At 73.2% G+C, this 12,379-nt stretch carries 12 protein-coding genes; 3 read left to right on the top strand and 9 right to left on the bottom strand.

Translation table 11 applies throughout. The features are described 5' to 3' along the window. Positions 1-27 precede the first annotated feature (27 nt). Positions 28-1,005: an NAD(P)H-quinone oxidoreductase gene (locus AB0M99_RS19545; RefSeq protein ID WP_365921972.1), complete on the top strand. Its 978-nt coding sequence runs from the start codon at positions 28-30 to the stop codon at positions 1,003-1,005. 33 nt (positions 1,006-1,038) lie between these two features. On the opposite strand, the gene AB0M99_RS19540 is transcribed toward AB0M99_RS19545, so the two are convergent. From AB0M99_RS19540 to pdhA, 4 genes are all read right to left on the bottom strand, one after another. Further along, entirely contained in the window at positions 1,039-1,269 is a 231-nt protein-coding gene (locus AB0M99_RS19540; protein ID WP_365921970.1) for a hypothetical protein, read from the bottom strand. 121 nt (positions 1,270-1,390) lie between these two features. Next, positions 1,391-2,731: a dihydrolipoamide acetyltransferase family protein gene (locus tag AB0M99_RS19535; RefSeq protein ID WP_365921968.1), complete on the bottom strand. Its 1,341-nt coding sequence runs from the start codon at positions 2,729-2,731 to the stop codon at positions 1,391-1,393. Then, positions 2,731-3,729, bottom strand: coding sequence for an alpha-ketoacid dehydrogenase subunit beta (locus tag AB0M99_RS19530; RefSeq protein WP_365921966.1), 999 nt, complete (start codon positions 3,727-3,729; stop codon positions 2,731-2,733). Before AB0M99_RS19530 ends, AB0M99_RS19535 begins: the two co-directional genes overlap by 1 nt. Continuing rightward, on the bottom strand, positions 3,729-4,862 hold the full coding sequence (pdhA, locus tag AB0M99_RS19525) for a pyruvate dehydrogenase (acetyl-transferring) E1 component subunit alpha (RefSeq protein ID WP_365921964.1): 1,134 nt from the start codon (positions 4,860-4,862) through the stop codon (positions 3,729-3,731). Before pdhA ends, AB0M99_RS19530 begins: the two co-directional genes overlap by 1 nt. Positions 4,863-5,040: 178 nt before the next feature. Between pdhA and AB0M99_RS19520 the strand changes: the two genes are divergently transcribed. Further along, positions 5,041-5,619 carry an Lrp/AsnC family transcriptional regulator gene (locus AB0M99_RS19520; RefSeq protein WP_365921962.1) on the top strand — a complete coding sequence of 193 codons (579 nt, stop codon included), beginning with the start codon at positions 5,041-5,043 and terminating at the stop codon, positions 5,617-5,619. A 13-nt stretch (positions 5,620-5,632) separates the two neighbouring features. Here the strand turns inward: AB0M99_RS19520 and AB0M99_RS19515 are convergent, their stop codons facing one another. Together AB0M99_RS19515 and AB0M99_RS19510 are read right to left on the bottom strand one after the other, a co-directional pair. Further along, a complete protein-coding gene (locus AB0M99_RS19515) occupies positions 5,633-6,220 on the bottom strand; it encodes a TetR/AcrR family transcriptional regulator (RefSeq protein ID WP_365921960.1) in 588 nt (195 codons plus the stop codon). After that, on the bottom strand, positions 6,217-7,743 hold the full coding sequence (locus tag AB0M99_RS19510) for a 3-hydroxyacyl-CoA dehydrogenase (RefSeq protein ID WP_365921958.1): 1,527 nt from the start codon (positions 7,741-7,743) through the stop codon (positions 6,217-6,219). The genes AB0M99_RS19515 and AB0M99_RS19510 overlap by 4 nt, the downstream gene beginning before the upstream one ends. A 123-nt stretch (positions 7,744-7,866) precedes the next feature. On the opposite strand from AB0M99_RS19510, the gene paaN reads away from it, so the two are divergent. Further along, entirely contained in the window at positions 7,867-9,564 is a 1,698-nt protein-coding gene (paaN, locus tag AB0M99_RS19505) for a phenylacetic acid degradation protein PaaN (protein ID WP_365921956.1), read from the top strand. A 27-nt stretch (positions 9,565-9,591) separates the two neighbouring features. On the opposite strand, the gene AB0M99_RS19500 is transcribed toward paaN, so the two are convergent. From AB0M99_RS19500 to AB0M99_RS19490, 3 genes are all read right to left on the bottom strand, one after another. Next, positions 9,592-10,347 carry a TrmH family RNA methyltransferase gene (locus tag AB0M99_RS19500; RefSeq protein ID WP_365921954.1) on the bottom strand — a complete coding sequence of 252 codons (756 nt, stop codon included), beginning with the start codon at positions 10,345-10,347 and terminating at the stop codon, positions 9,592-9,594. A gap of 101 nt (positions 10,348-10,448) precedes the next feature. Then, positions 10,449-11,627 carry an HTTM domain-containing protein gene (locus tag AB0M99_RS19495; protein WP_365921952.1) on the bottom strand — a complete coding sequence of 393 codons (1,179 nt, stop codon included), beginning with the start codon at positions 11,625-11,627 and terminating at the stop codon, positions 10,449-10,451. Then, on the bottom strand, positions 11,615-12,310 hold the full coding sequence (locus tag AB0M99_RS19490; RefSeq protein WP_365921950.1) for a DUF5819 family protein: 696 nt from the start codon (positions 12,308-12,310) through the stop codon (positions 11,615-11,617). The genes AB0M99_RS19495 and AB0M99_RS19490 overlap by 13 nt, the downstream gene beginning before the upstream one ends. Positions 12,311-12,379: the final 69 nt, after the last annotated feature.

Below are 12,379 nucleotides of genomic sequence, written 5' to 3'. Positions count from 1 at the left end.
CGGGCGGCTTCGCGTAGCCTCCGGGCCATGCATGCGATCACCATCGAGCAGCCCGGCGGCCCCGAGGCCCTGGTGTGGGCCGAAGTCCCCGATCCGGTGGCCGGCGAGGGCGAGGTCCTGGTCGAGGTCACGGCGAGCGCCGTGAACCGCGCCGACATCCTGCAGCGGCAGGGGTTCTACGATCCGCCGCCCGGCGCCTCGCGCCACCCCGGCCTGGAGTGTTCCGGACGGATCGCCGCCATCGGCCCCGGAGTCTCGGGCTGGTCGGTGGGCGACACCGTGTGCGCCCTGCTGGCCGGCGGCGGGTACGCGCAGCGCGTGGCCGTCCCGGCGGGGCAGCTGCTGCCCGTTCCGGCGGGCGTGGACCTCGTGGCGGCCGCCGCGCTGCCCGAGGTCGTGGCCACGGTGTGGTCGAACGTGTTCATGGTGGCGGGCCTGCGCCCCGGCGAGACCCTGCTGGTGCACGGCGGTTCCAGCGGCATCGGCACCATGGCGATCCAGCTGGCGAAGGCGGTCGGCGCGCGGGTGGCGGTGACGGCGGGCGGCAAGGAGAAGCTCGCCCGCTGCGCGGAACTGGGCGCGGACATCCTGATCGACTACCGCGAGCAGGACTTCGTGGAGGAGCTGCGGGCCGCGACCGGCGGGGCCGGGGCGGACGTGATCCTGGACATCATGGGCGCGAAGTACCTGGCGCGGAACGTGGACGCGCTGGCCGTCAACGGCCGTCTCGCGGTGATCGGGCTGCAGGGCGGGGTCAAGGCGGAGCTGAACCTGGGCGCGCTGCTGGCGAAGCGGGCGGCGATCACCGCGACCTCGCTGCGGGCCCGCCCGCTGGAGGAGAAGGCGGCGATCGTGGCGGCCGTACGGGAGCACGTCTGGCCCCTGGTCGCGGCGGGCCGGGTGCACCCCGTGGTCCACGCGGCGTACCCGATGCGGGACGCCGCGGAGGCGCACCGCGTCATGGAGTCCAGCACGCACGTGGGCAAGCTGCTGCTGACCCCGTAGCGGTGCACCACGGCACGGGCTAACAAAGCACTACTAGTGGTCGAGGACCCCGGCGATGCGGTGCGTCACGCCCGGGAAGCGGGGGGACCGGCTGGTGCGGACGAAGACGCTCCAGCCCGGGCGGACGTCGTCGGCACCGCTCGGGAGGTAGGCCGTCAGCTCGGCGCCATCGGGGAGCCTGACCTGCGCGCTCGCCAGCGTCACGGACTCGACCGTGCCGATCCTCTTGCCCCGGCGGAGCTTCGCCGGGCTCGACTTGGTCATCGGTTCTCCCTCGTACGTACGGCGCTCGCGCGGTCGGCCATGGGCGGCCGCGGTCCACCGCAGCTAACCGCACCGCGGGGCCGGGGCCTCGGACCCCGGCCCCGCGACCACCCGTTCGGCGTCAGAGCGAGCGCAGCAGCACCGCCGGGGACTCGACGCAGTCGGCTACGTACCGCAGGAAGCCGCCCGCCGTGCCGCCGTCGCAGACGCGGTGGTCGAAGGTCAGGGACAGCTGGACGACCTGGCGCACGGCCAACTCGCCCTGGTGGACCCACGGCTTCGGGATGATCCGGCCCACGCCGAGCATGGCCGCCTCGGGGTGGTTGATGATCGGCGTCGAGCCGTCGACCCCGAAGACGCCGTAGTTGTTCAGGGTGAACGTCCCGCCGGTCAGGTCGGCCGGGGCCAGCTTCCCGGCCCGCGCGAGCTCGGTCAGGCGGGCGAACTCCGCCGACAGCGACTCCGGGCTGCGCGTCTGGGCGTCACGGACCACCGGGACCATCAGGCCCCGCTCGGTCTGCGCGGCGAAGCCGAGGTGCACGGCCGGGAGCCGGACGATCTCCTTGGCCGCCAGGTCCACGGTGGAGTTGAGCTCCGGGTACCGGGCCAGCGCGGCCGTGCAGATCCGCGCCAGCAGCGCGAGCACCGAGATCTTGGGGCCGCCCACGGCGTTCATCGCCGCCCGGGCCGCCATGAGCTCGGTGGCGTCCGCGTCGACCCAGCAGGTGGCCTCCGGGATCTCCCGGCGGCTGCGCGACAGCTTCTCGGCCACGGCTCCGCGCAGGCCCTTGAGCGGGATCCGCTCGCCCTGCGCGGCCACCGCCGCCGGGGCGGCAGGGGCGGCCGGGACCGGCGCCGGTGCGGGCGCCCGCAGCGCCGCCTCGACGTCCGCCCGCAGGATCAGCCCTTCGGGGCCCGAACCGGTCAGCCCGCGCAGGTCGAGCCCGTTGTCCTTGGCCAGCTTGCGCACCAGCGGGGAGATCACGGGGACCGGCCCGGCCGGGACGGCCACGACGGGCGCCGCCGTCGGCGCGCTGACCGGCGGGGCGACGGGCGCGGTGACCGGCACGGCGGGCTGCGCCGACACCGCGGCGGTGACGGGTCGCACCCGTCGCCGACGCGCCGGGCGCGAGTGGTCCTCGCCGTAGCCGATCAACGGCCGGGGCACGCTGCCAGAGCCTTCGGCCTCCGCCGCCGGGGCCGCCGGGAGCGACGACGCCCCCACCGCCACGGTGATCAGCGGGGCCCCGACCGGCAGCTCCGTACCCTCCTCGCCGAAGCGAGCGGTGACCACGCCCCCGTACGGGCACGGCACCTCGACCATCGCCTTGGCCGTCTCGACCTCGACGACGGGCTGGTCGATCGCCACGACGTCCCCGACCGCGACCAGCCAGCGGACGATCTCCGCCTCGGTCAGGCCCTCGCCCAGGTCGGGGAGCTTGAATTCCATTACCTGCGCCATCAGTTCTCCCACTGCAGGCGGGCCACGGCGTCCAGGATCCGGTCGACGCCCGGCAGGTGGTGCTTCTCCAGCATCGGCGGCGGATACGGGATGTCGAAGCCGGTCACGCGCAGCACCGGCGCCTCCAGGTGGTGGAAGCACCGCTCCATGACGCGGGCGGCGATCTCCGCGCCCGGTCCGCCGAAGCCGCCGGCCTCGTGGACCACGACCGCGCGCCCGGTCCGGCGTACCGCCTGCACGACGGTGTCCTCGTCGAACGGGACCAGCGAGCGCAGGTCCAGGACCTCCAGGTCCCAGCCCTCCGCGCGGGCCGCCTCGGCCGCCTCCAGGCAGACCGGGAGCGAGGGCCCGTAGGTGATCAGCGTCGCGCTCGTGCCCGCGCGCCGGACCAGCGCCTTGCCGATGCCGGGGACGGCCGCCGGTGCGTCCGGCGACCACTGCGCCTTCGACCAGTACAGCCGCTTGGGCTCCAGGAAGACCACCGGGTCGTCGCTCGCGATCGAGGCGCGCAGCAGCCCGTACGCGTCCTCGACCGTCGCCGGGGTCACCACGTGCAGGCCGGGCGTGGCCGTGTAGTACACCTCGGAGGAGTCGCAGTGGTGCTCCACCCCGCCGATCCCGCCGCCGTACGGCACGCGGATGGTGATCGGCAGCGGCATGGCGCCGCGCGTCCGGTTGCGCATCTTCGCCACATGGGAGAGCAGCTGCTCGAACGCCGGGTAGGCGAAGGCGTCGAACTGCATCTCCACCACCGGCCGCAGCCCGTACATGGCCATGCCCACCGCGGCGCCCAGGATCCCGGCCTCCGCGAGCGGGGTGTCCGTGCAGCGGTCCTCGCCGAATTCCTTCGCGAGCCCGTCGGTGATCCGGAAGACCCCGCCCAGCGCCCCGACGTCCTCGCCCATCACGTGGACGGTCGGGTCCTCGGCCATCGCGTCGCGCATGGCCCGGGTCAGGGCCTGGGCCATCGTCGCCGGCTTGGCAGCCACCGTCGTCATCACTCGGACTCCGCTTCGAGCTCGGCACGCAGCATCGCCGCCTGTTCGCGCAGCTGGCCGGTCTGCTCCGCGTAGACGTCTCTGAAGAGGTCCATCGGGTCGAGCACCGGCTCAGCGTTCATCTTCTCCCGCAGTTCCGCCGCCATCACCTCGGCCGCGTCCTTGGCCTCCTGGATGCCCGCCGCGTCGAGCAGCCCGCGCGCGGTCAGCTCGCGCTCCAGCAGCTCCACCGGGTCGTGCGCCTTCCACGCCTCGACCTCGGCGTCGCCGCGGTAGCGGGTCGCGTCGTCGGCGTTGGTGTGCGCCTCGATCCGGTACGTGACGGCCTCGATCAGGGTCGGTCCGCCTCCGGCCCGGGCCCGCCGGACGGCGTCGGACAGCACCTCGTGGACGGCGGCGATGTCGTTGCCGTCGACGAGGCGGCCGGGCATGCCGTACCCCACGGCCTTGTGCGCCAGGGTGGGCGCGGCGGTCTGCTTGGCGAGCGGTACGGATATCGCGAAGCCGTTGTTCTGGACGAGGAAGACCACCGGGGCCTGCCAGACGGCCGCGAAGTTCAGCGCCTCGTGGAAGTCGCCCTCGCTGGTGCCGCCGTCGCCGACCATGGCGAGCGCGACCACGTCGTCCCCGCGCAGCCGGGCGGCGTGCGCCAGGCCCACCGCGTGCGGCAGCTGGGTGGCCAGCGGGGTGCACAGGGGGGCTATCCGGTGCTCGCGCGGGTCGTACCCGGTGTGCCAGTCGCCGCGCAGCAGGGTCAGCGCCTGTACGGGGTCCAGCCCGCGGGCCACGGCCGCGAGGGTGTCGCGGTAGCTCGGGAAGAGCCAGTCCTGCTCCTCCAGGACCAGCGCGGCCGCGATCTCGCAGGCCTCCTGGCCGACGGTGGAGGGGTATACGGCCAATCGGCCCTGCCGGGTGAGGGCGGTCGCCTGTGCGTTGTAGCGGCGGCCGCGCACCAGCTCGGCGTAGCACCGGCGCATCAGCTCCGGGTCGAGCCCGTCGGCGGCCGGAGTGCCCAGCACCCGGTACGGCTCGGGGTCCGGGAGCAGCGGGGCGGCATCCGTACGGGGCCTCCAGGCGGGCGGCGGGGTGGAACGGTGGGACGCACCGGCACCGGGCAGCTCTTGGACCGTCATGGCGGCGTACACCTCCTCGTGGGAAGCGGGCAGGGAGAGCCTCGGATGTGAGGCGCCTCACCTACCGATTGTTCGGTTGTCTGCGCAATTTGGCTACAGGCGGCTCCAGGCTGTGGACAAAGTGGCGCCGGGGCCCTGGGATGGATGCAGGACGTCCAGGAGAGGGAGGCAGTGGGCGATGGCGGATGAACAAATGGCCGGAGCGGGTTCCGCGCAGGTCCCGCCGGGAGGTGCCCCCGGGACCCCGTCGGTCCCGCCGGCCCCCCAGGCACCGGCGCGCGCGCTGGATCCCGTCGACCGTTCGATCATGCGGCTGCTCCAGACGGACGGCCGGGCGTCGATACGGTCGGTCGCCGAGCAGGTGCACGTCTCCCGGGCGAACGCCTACGCGCGGATCAACCGGCTGATAGACGACGGCGTGATCCGCGGCTTCACGGCCCGCGTGAACCACGAACGCGCGGGCCAGGGCGCCTCCGCGTACATCACGCTGAAGATCGTCCAGAACTCCTGGCGGACGGTGCGCGAGCAGCTCCGCGAGCTCCCGGGCGCGGCCCACATCGCCCTGGTCAGCGGGGACTTCGACGTCCTCCTGCTGGTGCACACCCCGGACAACCGCACCCTGCGCGAGCTGGTCCTGACCCGCCTCCAGGCCATCCCGGAAGTCCTCTCCACCCGCACGCTGCTGGTGTTCGAGGAAACGGACCTCCTCGACCGCGGCCCGGGCTCGGGCGCCGGACCGACGATCTCGGAGGAGTAGCTCAGCGAGTGGCTCAGCGCTTCGTGCGCAGGCCGTCCAGGGCCATGCTGACCACCGCGTCGGCGAGCTGGTCGGGGGGCGTGCCCGGGTGCGGGCGGTACCACTCGACCAGGGAGTTGACCATGCCGAACAGCAGGCGGGTGGCCAGCCGGATGTCGACGTCGGCCCGCAGGTCACCCTCGGCCGCGGCGGCCTTGAGCAGGTCCGCGACCTGGTGGTCGAACTCCCGGCGGCGCTCCAGCGCCCACCGCTCGGTACGGGTGTTGCCGCGCACGCGCAGCAGGAGCGTCACGTACGGCAGCTCCGCCACCAGGACCTCGACCGTCCGGCGGGTGACGTACTCGACCCGCTCGACCGCGCGGCCCCGTACGGCGCCCTGCTCCTCCAGCACCGCGAAGAGGCCGTCCAGCGCCCGGCTGACGGCCCGGCGCAGCAGCTCCTCCTTGCCCGCGACGTGGTGGTAGATCGACGACTTGGAGATTCCGGCCGCCTTGGAGAGGTGCTCCATCGAGGTGCCGTCGTAGCCCCGCTCGTTGAAGACCTGGACGGCGACGGACAGCAGCGTCTCGGGCGTGTACGTGTCCCGCCTGGCCGCCGTCACTGCGACTCCTGCGCTTCGGCCGTGTCCTCGTCACCGGCGGCGTAGCCCAGCCGGAACAGCGCCAGCGAGGGCGCGTAGCGGCCGCCGGGGCAGCGCTCGTCGAGGTTGTGGAGCAGGTCGTAGGCCCAGTCCCGGCCGAGCCGGTCGTGCCATTCGGCGGGCCCGAGCGGGTAGTTGACGCCGAGCCGCATGGCGGTGTCGATGTCCTCGGCCGCGGCCGCGCCGCGGGCGACCGCGTCGGCGGTGAGGTCGATCAGCATCGCCACGGTCCTGGCGACGATCATGCCGGGGACGTCGCCGATGACGGAGACCTTCTTGCCGAGCTTCTGGAACAGCCCGACCGCCTCGGCGAGGGTCCGCTCGCTGGTGTCCTCGCCGGCGGAGAGCGCGATCCGGGTGGCGCCGCGGTAGTCGAGCGCGAGGTCGAAGTACACGACGTCCGCGAACTCGATCGCCGTCTTGCCGTCCGCGAGGACGAGCTGGCCCTCCCCGGGGAGCTGGATATACGGGCCCCCGTGCGGGGTGGCGTCGACCGCGATCCCCGCCTCCTCGAAGAGGTCGGCCAGCTCGGCGGCCGGTCCGAGGTCGCCGACGACGGAGACCTTCGCCGGGGCGTCCTCGGGGCCGGCGGTGTGCGGGGCGGACGCCTTCGCGTCCGGGCCGTACAGGAACCAGCCGTGTCCCGACTTGCGGCCGAGGCGGCCCGACTGGACCAGCCGGCGCTGCGCGAGGGAGGGGGTGAACTTGGGGCTTCGGAAGAACGACTCCCACACCGAGCGGGTGACGGCCTCGTTCACGTCCTGCCCGATCAGGTCGGTCAGCGCGAAGGGGCCCATCTTGAAGCCGCCGCTCTCGCGGAGCACGGCGTCGATGGTGGCGGGGTCGGCGCCCTGCTCCTCGTACACCGCGAAGGCCTCGGCGTAGAAGGGGCGGGCGATCCGGTTGACGATGAAGCCCGGGGTGTCGGCGCAGCGGACCGGCGTCTTCCCCCAGCCCAGCACGGTGGCGTACGCACGGTCGGCGGCGGCCGGGTCGGTCGCGAAACCGCTGACCACCTCGACCAGCGGGAGCAGCGGGGCCGGGTTGAAGAAGTGCAGGCCGAGGAAGCGGCCGGGGTGCGCGAGACCGGCGGCGAGCTCGGTGACGGACAGCGAGGAGGTGTTGGTGGCCAGCAGGGCGTCCGGCGAAACCACCTCTTCGAGTGCCGCGAAGAGCGCCCGCTTGACGGTGACGTCCTCGACGACGGCCTCGACGACGAGCGCGGCCCCGGCAAGGGCGGACAGCTCGGCGGCCGAATCGATTCGGCCGATCGCGTCCTCGGCCTCGGCCCGGTCCAGCCGGCCCTTGGCGGCCATCCGTTCGACGCGGTCCTGGACCATGCCGACGCCGTCGGCGGCCAGCGCCGCGTTGATGTCGTAGATCAGCACGCGGTGACCTGCGAGAAGGGCGACCTGGGCGATGCCCTGTCCCATGGTTCCGGCGCCTACGACCGCCACAGTGCGGGACCGCTCGATTGCTGTCATGACCCGATCCTCCCGCACCGACTTGTCCACAGGTCTGCCGGGCCCTCTTGTCCCGACCGATCGTTCGGTTACTCTAACTCCAGTCTGCTCTTTTTCGCCCGGCTCAACGAGGAGTTGGTCTTGATGGCCGCCGACCAGTCCGCCGCAGCACTGCCCGCGTCCCTCCTGTCGGAGCGGCACCGGCCGACCCTCGACCAGGCGCTGGCCGCCATCCGCAGCCGCGCCTACTGGTCCCCGCACCCCGAGCACCCGAAGGCGTACGGCGAGACCGCGCCGGCGGACGGGCTCGCCGCCTTCAAGGCCCTCGACGGCACCCGGTTCGAGCTGGACCAGCCCGGCACTGACGGCTGGACCGGCGGCGAGGTCTCCCCGTACGGCCCGGCGCTCGGCGTGGAGTACCCGCACGCGGACATCGACGTGCTGCTGCCCGCGATGAAGGCCGGCATCGGCGCCTGGCGCGACGCCGGCCCCGAGGTGCGCGCCCTGGTCTGCATCGAGATCCTGTCGCGCATCTCCGCCCGCACGCACGAGTTCGCGCACGCGGTCATGCACACCAGCGGCCAGGCCTTCATGATGGCGTTCCAGGCCGGCGGCCCCCACGCGCAGGACCGCGGCCTGGAGGCCGTGGCCTACGCGTACGAGGAGCAGACCCGGGTCCCGGGGCAGGCCGACTGGTCCAAGCCGCAGGGCAAGAAGGACCCGCTGGAGCTGGGCAAGACCTTCACCGCGGTCCCGCGCGGCATCGCCCTCATGATCGGCTGCAACACCTTCCCGACCTGGAACGGCTACCCGGGCCTGTTCGCCTCCCTGGCCACCGGCAACCCGGTGCTGGTCAAGCCGCACCCCCGCGCCGTCCTCCCGCTGGCGCTCACGGTCAAGGTGGCGCGCGAGGTCCTCGCCGGGGCCGGCTTCGACCCGAACCTGGTGGCACTGGCGGTGGAGCGGCCGGGCGAGGGCATCGCCAAGACCCTCGCGGTCCGCCCCGAGATCAAGCTGATCGACTACACCGGTTCCACGGAGTTCGGCGACTGGCTGGAGGACAACGCCCGCCAGGCGCAGGTCTACACGGAGAAGGCCGGCGTCAACACCGTCGTCCTCGACTCCACCGACAACTACAAGGGGATGCTGTCCAACCTGGCCTTCTCGCTGTCCCTGTACAGCGGCCAGATGTGCACCACCCCGCAGAACCTGCTGATCCCGCGCGACGGCATCGCCACGGACGCCGGCCACAAGTCGTACGACGAGGTCGTCGCCGATCTCGCGGCCTCGGTCGGCGGGCTGCTCGGCGACGACGCGCGGGCCAACGCGCTGCTGGGCGCGCTGGTCAACCCGGACGTCAAGGCCCGGCTGGAGGCGGCGGCCGGGCTGGGCGAGGTCGCGCTGGCCTCGCGGGAGATCGCGAACCCCGAGTTCCCGGACGCGGTCGTGCGTACGCCGGTGATGGTGAAGCTGGACGCCGCCAAGCCGGACCCGGAGGCCCCGTACCTCTCCGAGTGCTTCGGCCCGGTCTCCTTCGCGGTGGCCGTGGACTCCACGGCGGACGCCCTCGACCTGCTGCGCCGCACGGTGCGGGAGAAGGGCGCGATGACGGTCGGCGCGTACACGACGTCCGCGGACACCGAGCGGGCCATCGAGGAGGTCTGCCTGGAGGAGTCGGCGCAGCTCTCGCTGAACCTCACGGGCGGGGTGTTCGTCAACCAGACCGCGGCCTTCTCCGACTTCCACGGCTCCGGCGGCAACCCCGCGGCGAACGCGGCGCTGTGCGACGGGGCGTTCGTGGCGAACCGCTTCCGGGTGGTGGAGGTTCGCCGCCAGGCGTAGCCGGGGCCGGGGCGGGAGCCACAGCCGTTACGGCTTCGGCCCGCCCCAGTGGAAGAGGGTCATGGCCACGCTGGTGGCCAGGTTGTAGCTGGAGACCTGCGGCCGCATCGGCAGGGACACCAGGTGGTCGGCGCGGGCACGCAGCTCGGGCGAGATGCCGTGGCGTTCGGAGCCGAAGGCGAGCAGGGCGTCGTCCGGGAGGGTGAGGGAGCGGATGTCCTCGCCCTCCGGGTCGAGCGCGTACAGCGGCCCGGGCGGCAGGGTCTCCAGCGTGACCCGGTCGACGGTGGTGGCGTAGTGCAGGCCGGCGCCCGCGCGGACCACGTTCGGGTGCCAGGGGTCGAGGTCGCCGCGGGTGACGACGCCGGTGGCGCCGAAGCCCGCCGCGAGCCGGACGACCGCGCCGACGTTGCCGAGGTTGCGGGGGTTGTCGAGCACGACGACCGGCGCCCGGCGGTCCGGCTCCGCCAGGGCCGCGCGCCCGGCCTCCCGCGCGGGCCGCACCGCGAGCGCGGCGACCCCGGTGGGATGCACGCGGGGCAGCAGCCCCTTGAGCGGCGCCCGGCGCACCAGCCGGGCCACCTCGGCCTCCACGTCCGGAGCCAGCTCGCGGGCGAGGTCCCGTACCGCGCCGGGCTCGTCCGCGACGACCATCCGTACCTCGGCCCCGAACCGCAGGGCGTGCTTCAGCGCGTGGAATCCGTCCAGCAGGACCAGGTCCCCCGCCTCGGCGGCCTCCCGCCACCGCCGCACCGTCTCGTCCGCACTTCCCTGCTCGCTCATGCCCCGACCCTACGGCGCCCGGCCGGGCACGGCGGCGCAGGTCAGGTCAGGTCAGGTCAGGTCAGGTCAGGTGGGCTCGGATCGGATCGGCTCGGGCGGGCTCAGCTCAGGGCGGAGCCCGCCGGCACCTGGGCGGGCTCGGCGTCCGGCGGGGGCGGCGCGTCCGCCCCGCGGCGGGGCCTCAGCCGAGCGGCCCGCGCGCCGAGCCGGACCAGGAACGCGGTCGGCAGGAACACCGCGTCGGCGGCGATCATCGCCAGGGAGAAGAACGGCAGCCCCAGCAGCACCGCGATCCCCGCGTGCTCGACCATCATCACGGCGAGCAGCACGTTCTTGATCCGCCGGTTGAACAGCGTGAACGGGAACGCCACCTGCACCGCCACCGTCCCGTACGACAGCAGCATCACCATCGTCCCGCTGCTCGCGAGCAGCGACGACAGTCCCGGCCAAGGGGTGAAGTAGTCCAGCCCCAGCGGGTAGTACAGCGCGGTTCCGTCCTGCCACCGCGACCCCTGGATCTTGTACCAGCCCGCGGTCGCGTAGATCAGGCAGACCTCCGCCATGATCACCAGCATCCCCGCGTTGTGCAGCACGTTCGCGAGGACGTCGAGGACCGCCCGTCCCTCCCCGGCCGGCTCGTAGCGGTCGACCATCCACCACACCGCGGTGCCCACCCACACGGCCGCGAACGCCACCAGCCAGCCGTACCCGAAGCGCGCCGTCACCGCCCCGTACGCGAAGAGCACGCCGAGGACGGCCCACAGCACCGGCCCGGCCGCCCCGGCCGAGGCCGATCCGCGGCGCTCCGCCCGCCTCGCGTCCAGGGACCACACCTGCGCGCACCGCGTCAGCACCAGGTAGATCGCCATCAGGTGGATGACGTTGTCCCCGCCGTCGCCCATGAAGACGCTGCGGTTCTGCAGCGACAGCACTCCGACCATGAACAGCACCGACATCGCCCGCGCCCGCCAGCCCAGCATCAGCAGCAGGCTCGCCAGCACCGACACGGCGTACACGAGCTCGAACCACAGCGTCGAGTCCGACCACATCAGCACCGTGAACGCCCGGTTGGAGGCGATCAGGCGCTCGGCCATCTCCCAGCTCCACGGGCCGTCGGGCCCGTACAGCTCGTGCCGGTTCGGGAACTCCCACAGCAGGAAGAACAGCCAGGTCCCGGCGAAGCCGATGCGGATCACGGCGCTCTGGTACGGGCCCAGCGCCTGCCCGGTGACCTTCGCCAGCGCCCGCGAGGCGGACGCCCGCACCCTCACACCGTCCACCACGCCAGCTCCCGGTAGTACGTCTCGGTGTCGGACTTCTCGTCGGACCACTTCGGCGCGGCCACCGCCTTCGTCGCCGAGCGCAGCTGGATCCGTACGATCACCGCACCGGCCGGCTGCCGGGGCTCCAGCCGCGCCAGCGCGATGCGCCTCAGGTACTGCTCCGACAGCTCGCCGCGCTCGCCGTTCGCCTTGTTGTCGTCGTCGTGGGAGCCGGTGTAGAAGTCCCAGGCCCGCCGGAGCTCGTTCTGCTGGGTATGGCTCGGCAGCAGGTTGTGCCGGATGGCCGCGCCGTCCTCGGCGGACAGGTCGCGCCAGTCGCCGGTGACCAGCTCGCCGTCCGCGCCGCGCACCTGGGCCCGTACCTGCACCGCGATGTTCTGCTGGAGCGGATTGGGGGCGAAGAGCTTCCAGTTCTGTTCGAACTCGGGGTAGATCCAGTCGTCGACCGTCCGCGCGTGCTGCTTGCTGACGGTGTTGCTCGGGGCCACGTGCAGGAAGACCAACGCCAGGTGCCAGCAGGCGGCCACGGCCACGGCGCCCAGCGCGAGCGCGGCGGCGACCCGGTAGGGAGCGGACAGGCCGGCGATACCGGGCGCCCGCGGCGGCGGGGCGGCCGTTTCCACGGGCTCTCGCAGCGGCGGGGCGGCCGTTTCCACGGGCTCTCGCTCGTTCGAATCCATCCCGTCCCGATCGTCCGGCGTCCACAGGGTTGACCACAGAGGTTGACACCCTACGGGCCTGCGTCTCAC

The organism is Streptomyces sp. NPDC051183, assembly GCF_040682455.1.
Lineage (GTDB): Bacteria > Actinomycetota > Actinomycetes > Streptomycetales > Streptomycetaceae > Streptomyces.
The sequence above is the reverse complement of the archived record's forward strand: the minus strand, read 5'-3'. Positions and strand labels throughout refer to the sequence as shown.

Bases quoted from the DNA above. Each gene is read 5' to 3' on its own strand.
- AB0M99_RS19545 (WP_365921972.1), top strand. From the start codon at position 28: ATGCATGCGATCACCATCGAGCAGCCCGGCGGCCCCGAGGCCCTGGTG.
- AB0M99_RS19540 (WP_365921970.1), bottom strand. From the start codon at position 1,269: ATGACCAAGTCGAGCCCGGCGAAGCTCCGCCGGGGCAAGAGGATCGGC.
- AB0M99_RS19535 (WP_365921968.1), bottom strand. From the start codon at position 2,731: ATGGCGCAGGTAATGGAATTCAAGCTCCCCGACCTGGGCGAGGGCCTG.
- AB0M99_RS19530 (WP_365921966.1), bottom strand. From the start codon at position 3,729: ATGACGACGGTGGCTGCCAAGCCGGCGACGATGGCCCAGGCCCTGACC.
- pdhA (WP_365921964.1), bottom strand. From the start codon at position 4,862: ATGACGGTCCAAGAGCTGCCCGGTGCCGGTGCGTCCCACCGTTCCACC.
- AB0M99_RS19520 (WP_365921962.1), top strand. From the start codon at position 5,041: ATGGCGGATGAACAAATGGCCGGAGCGGGTTCCGCGCAGGTCCCGCCG.
- AB0M99_RS19510 (WP_365921958.1), bottom strand. From the start codon at position 7,743: ATGACAGCAATCGAGCGGTCCCGCACTGTGGCGGTCGTAGGCGCCGGA.
- paaN (WP_365921956.1), top strand. From the start codon at position 7,867: ATGGCCGCCGACCAGTCCGCCGCAGCACTGCCCGCGTCCCTCCTGTCG.
- AB0M99_RS19500 (WP_365921954.1), bottom strand. From the start codon at position 10,347: ATGAGCGAGCAGGGAAGTGCGGACGAGACGGTGCGGCGGTGGCGGGAG.
- AB0M99_RS19490 (WP_365921950.1), bottom strand. From the start codon at position 12,310: ATGGATTCGAACGAGCGAGAGCCCGTGGAAACGGCCGCCCCGCCGCTG.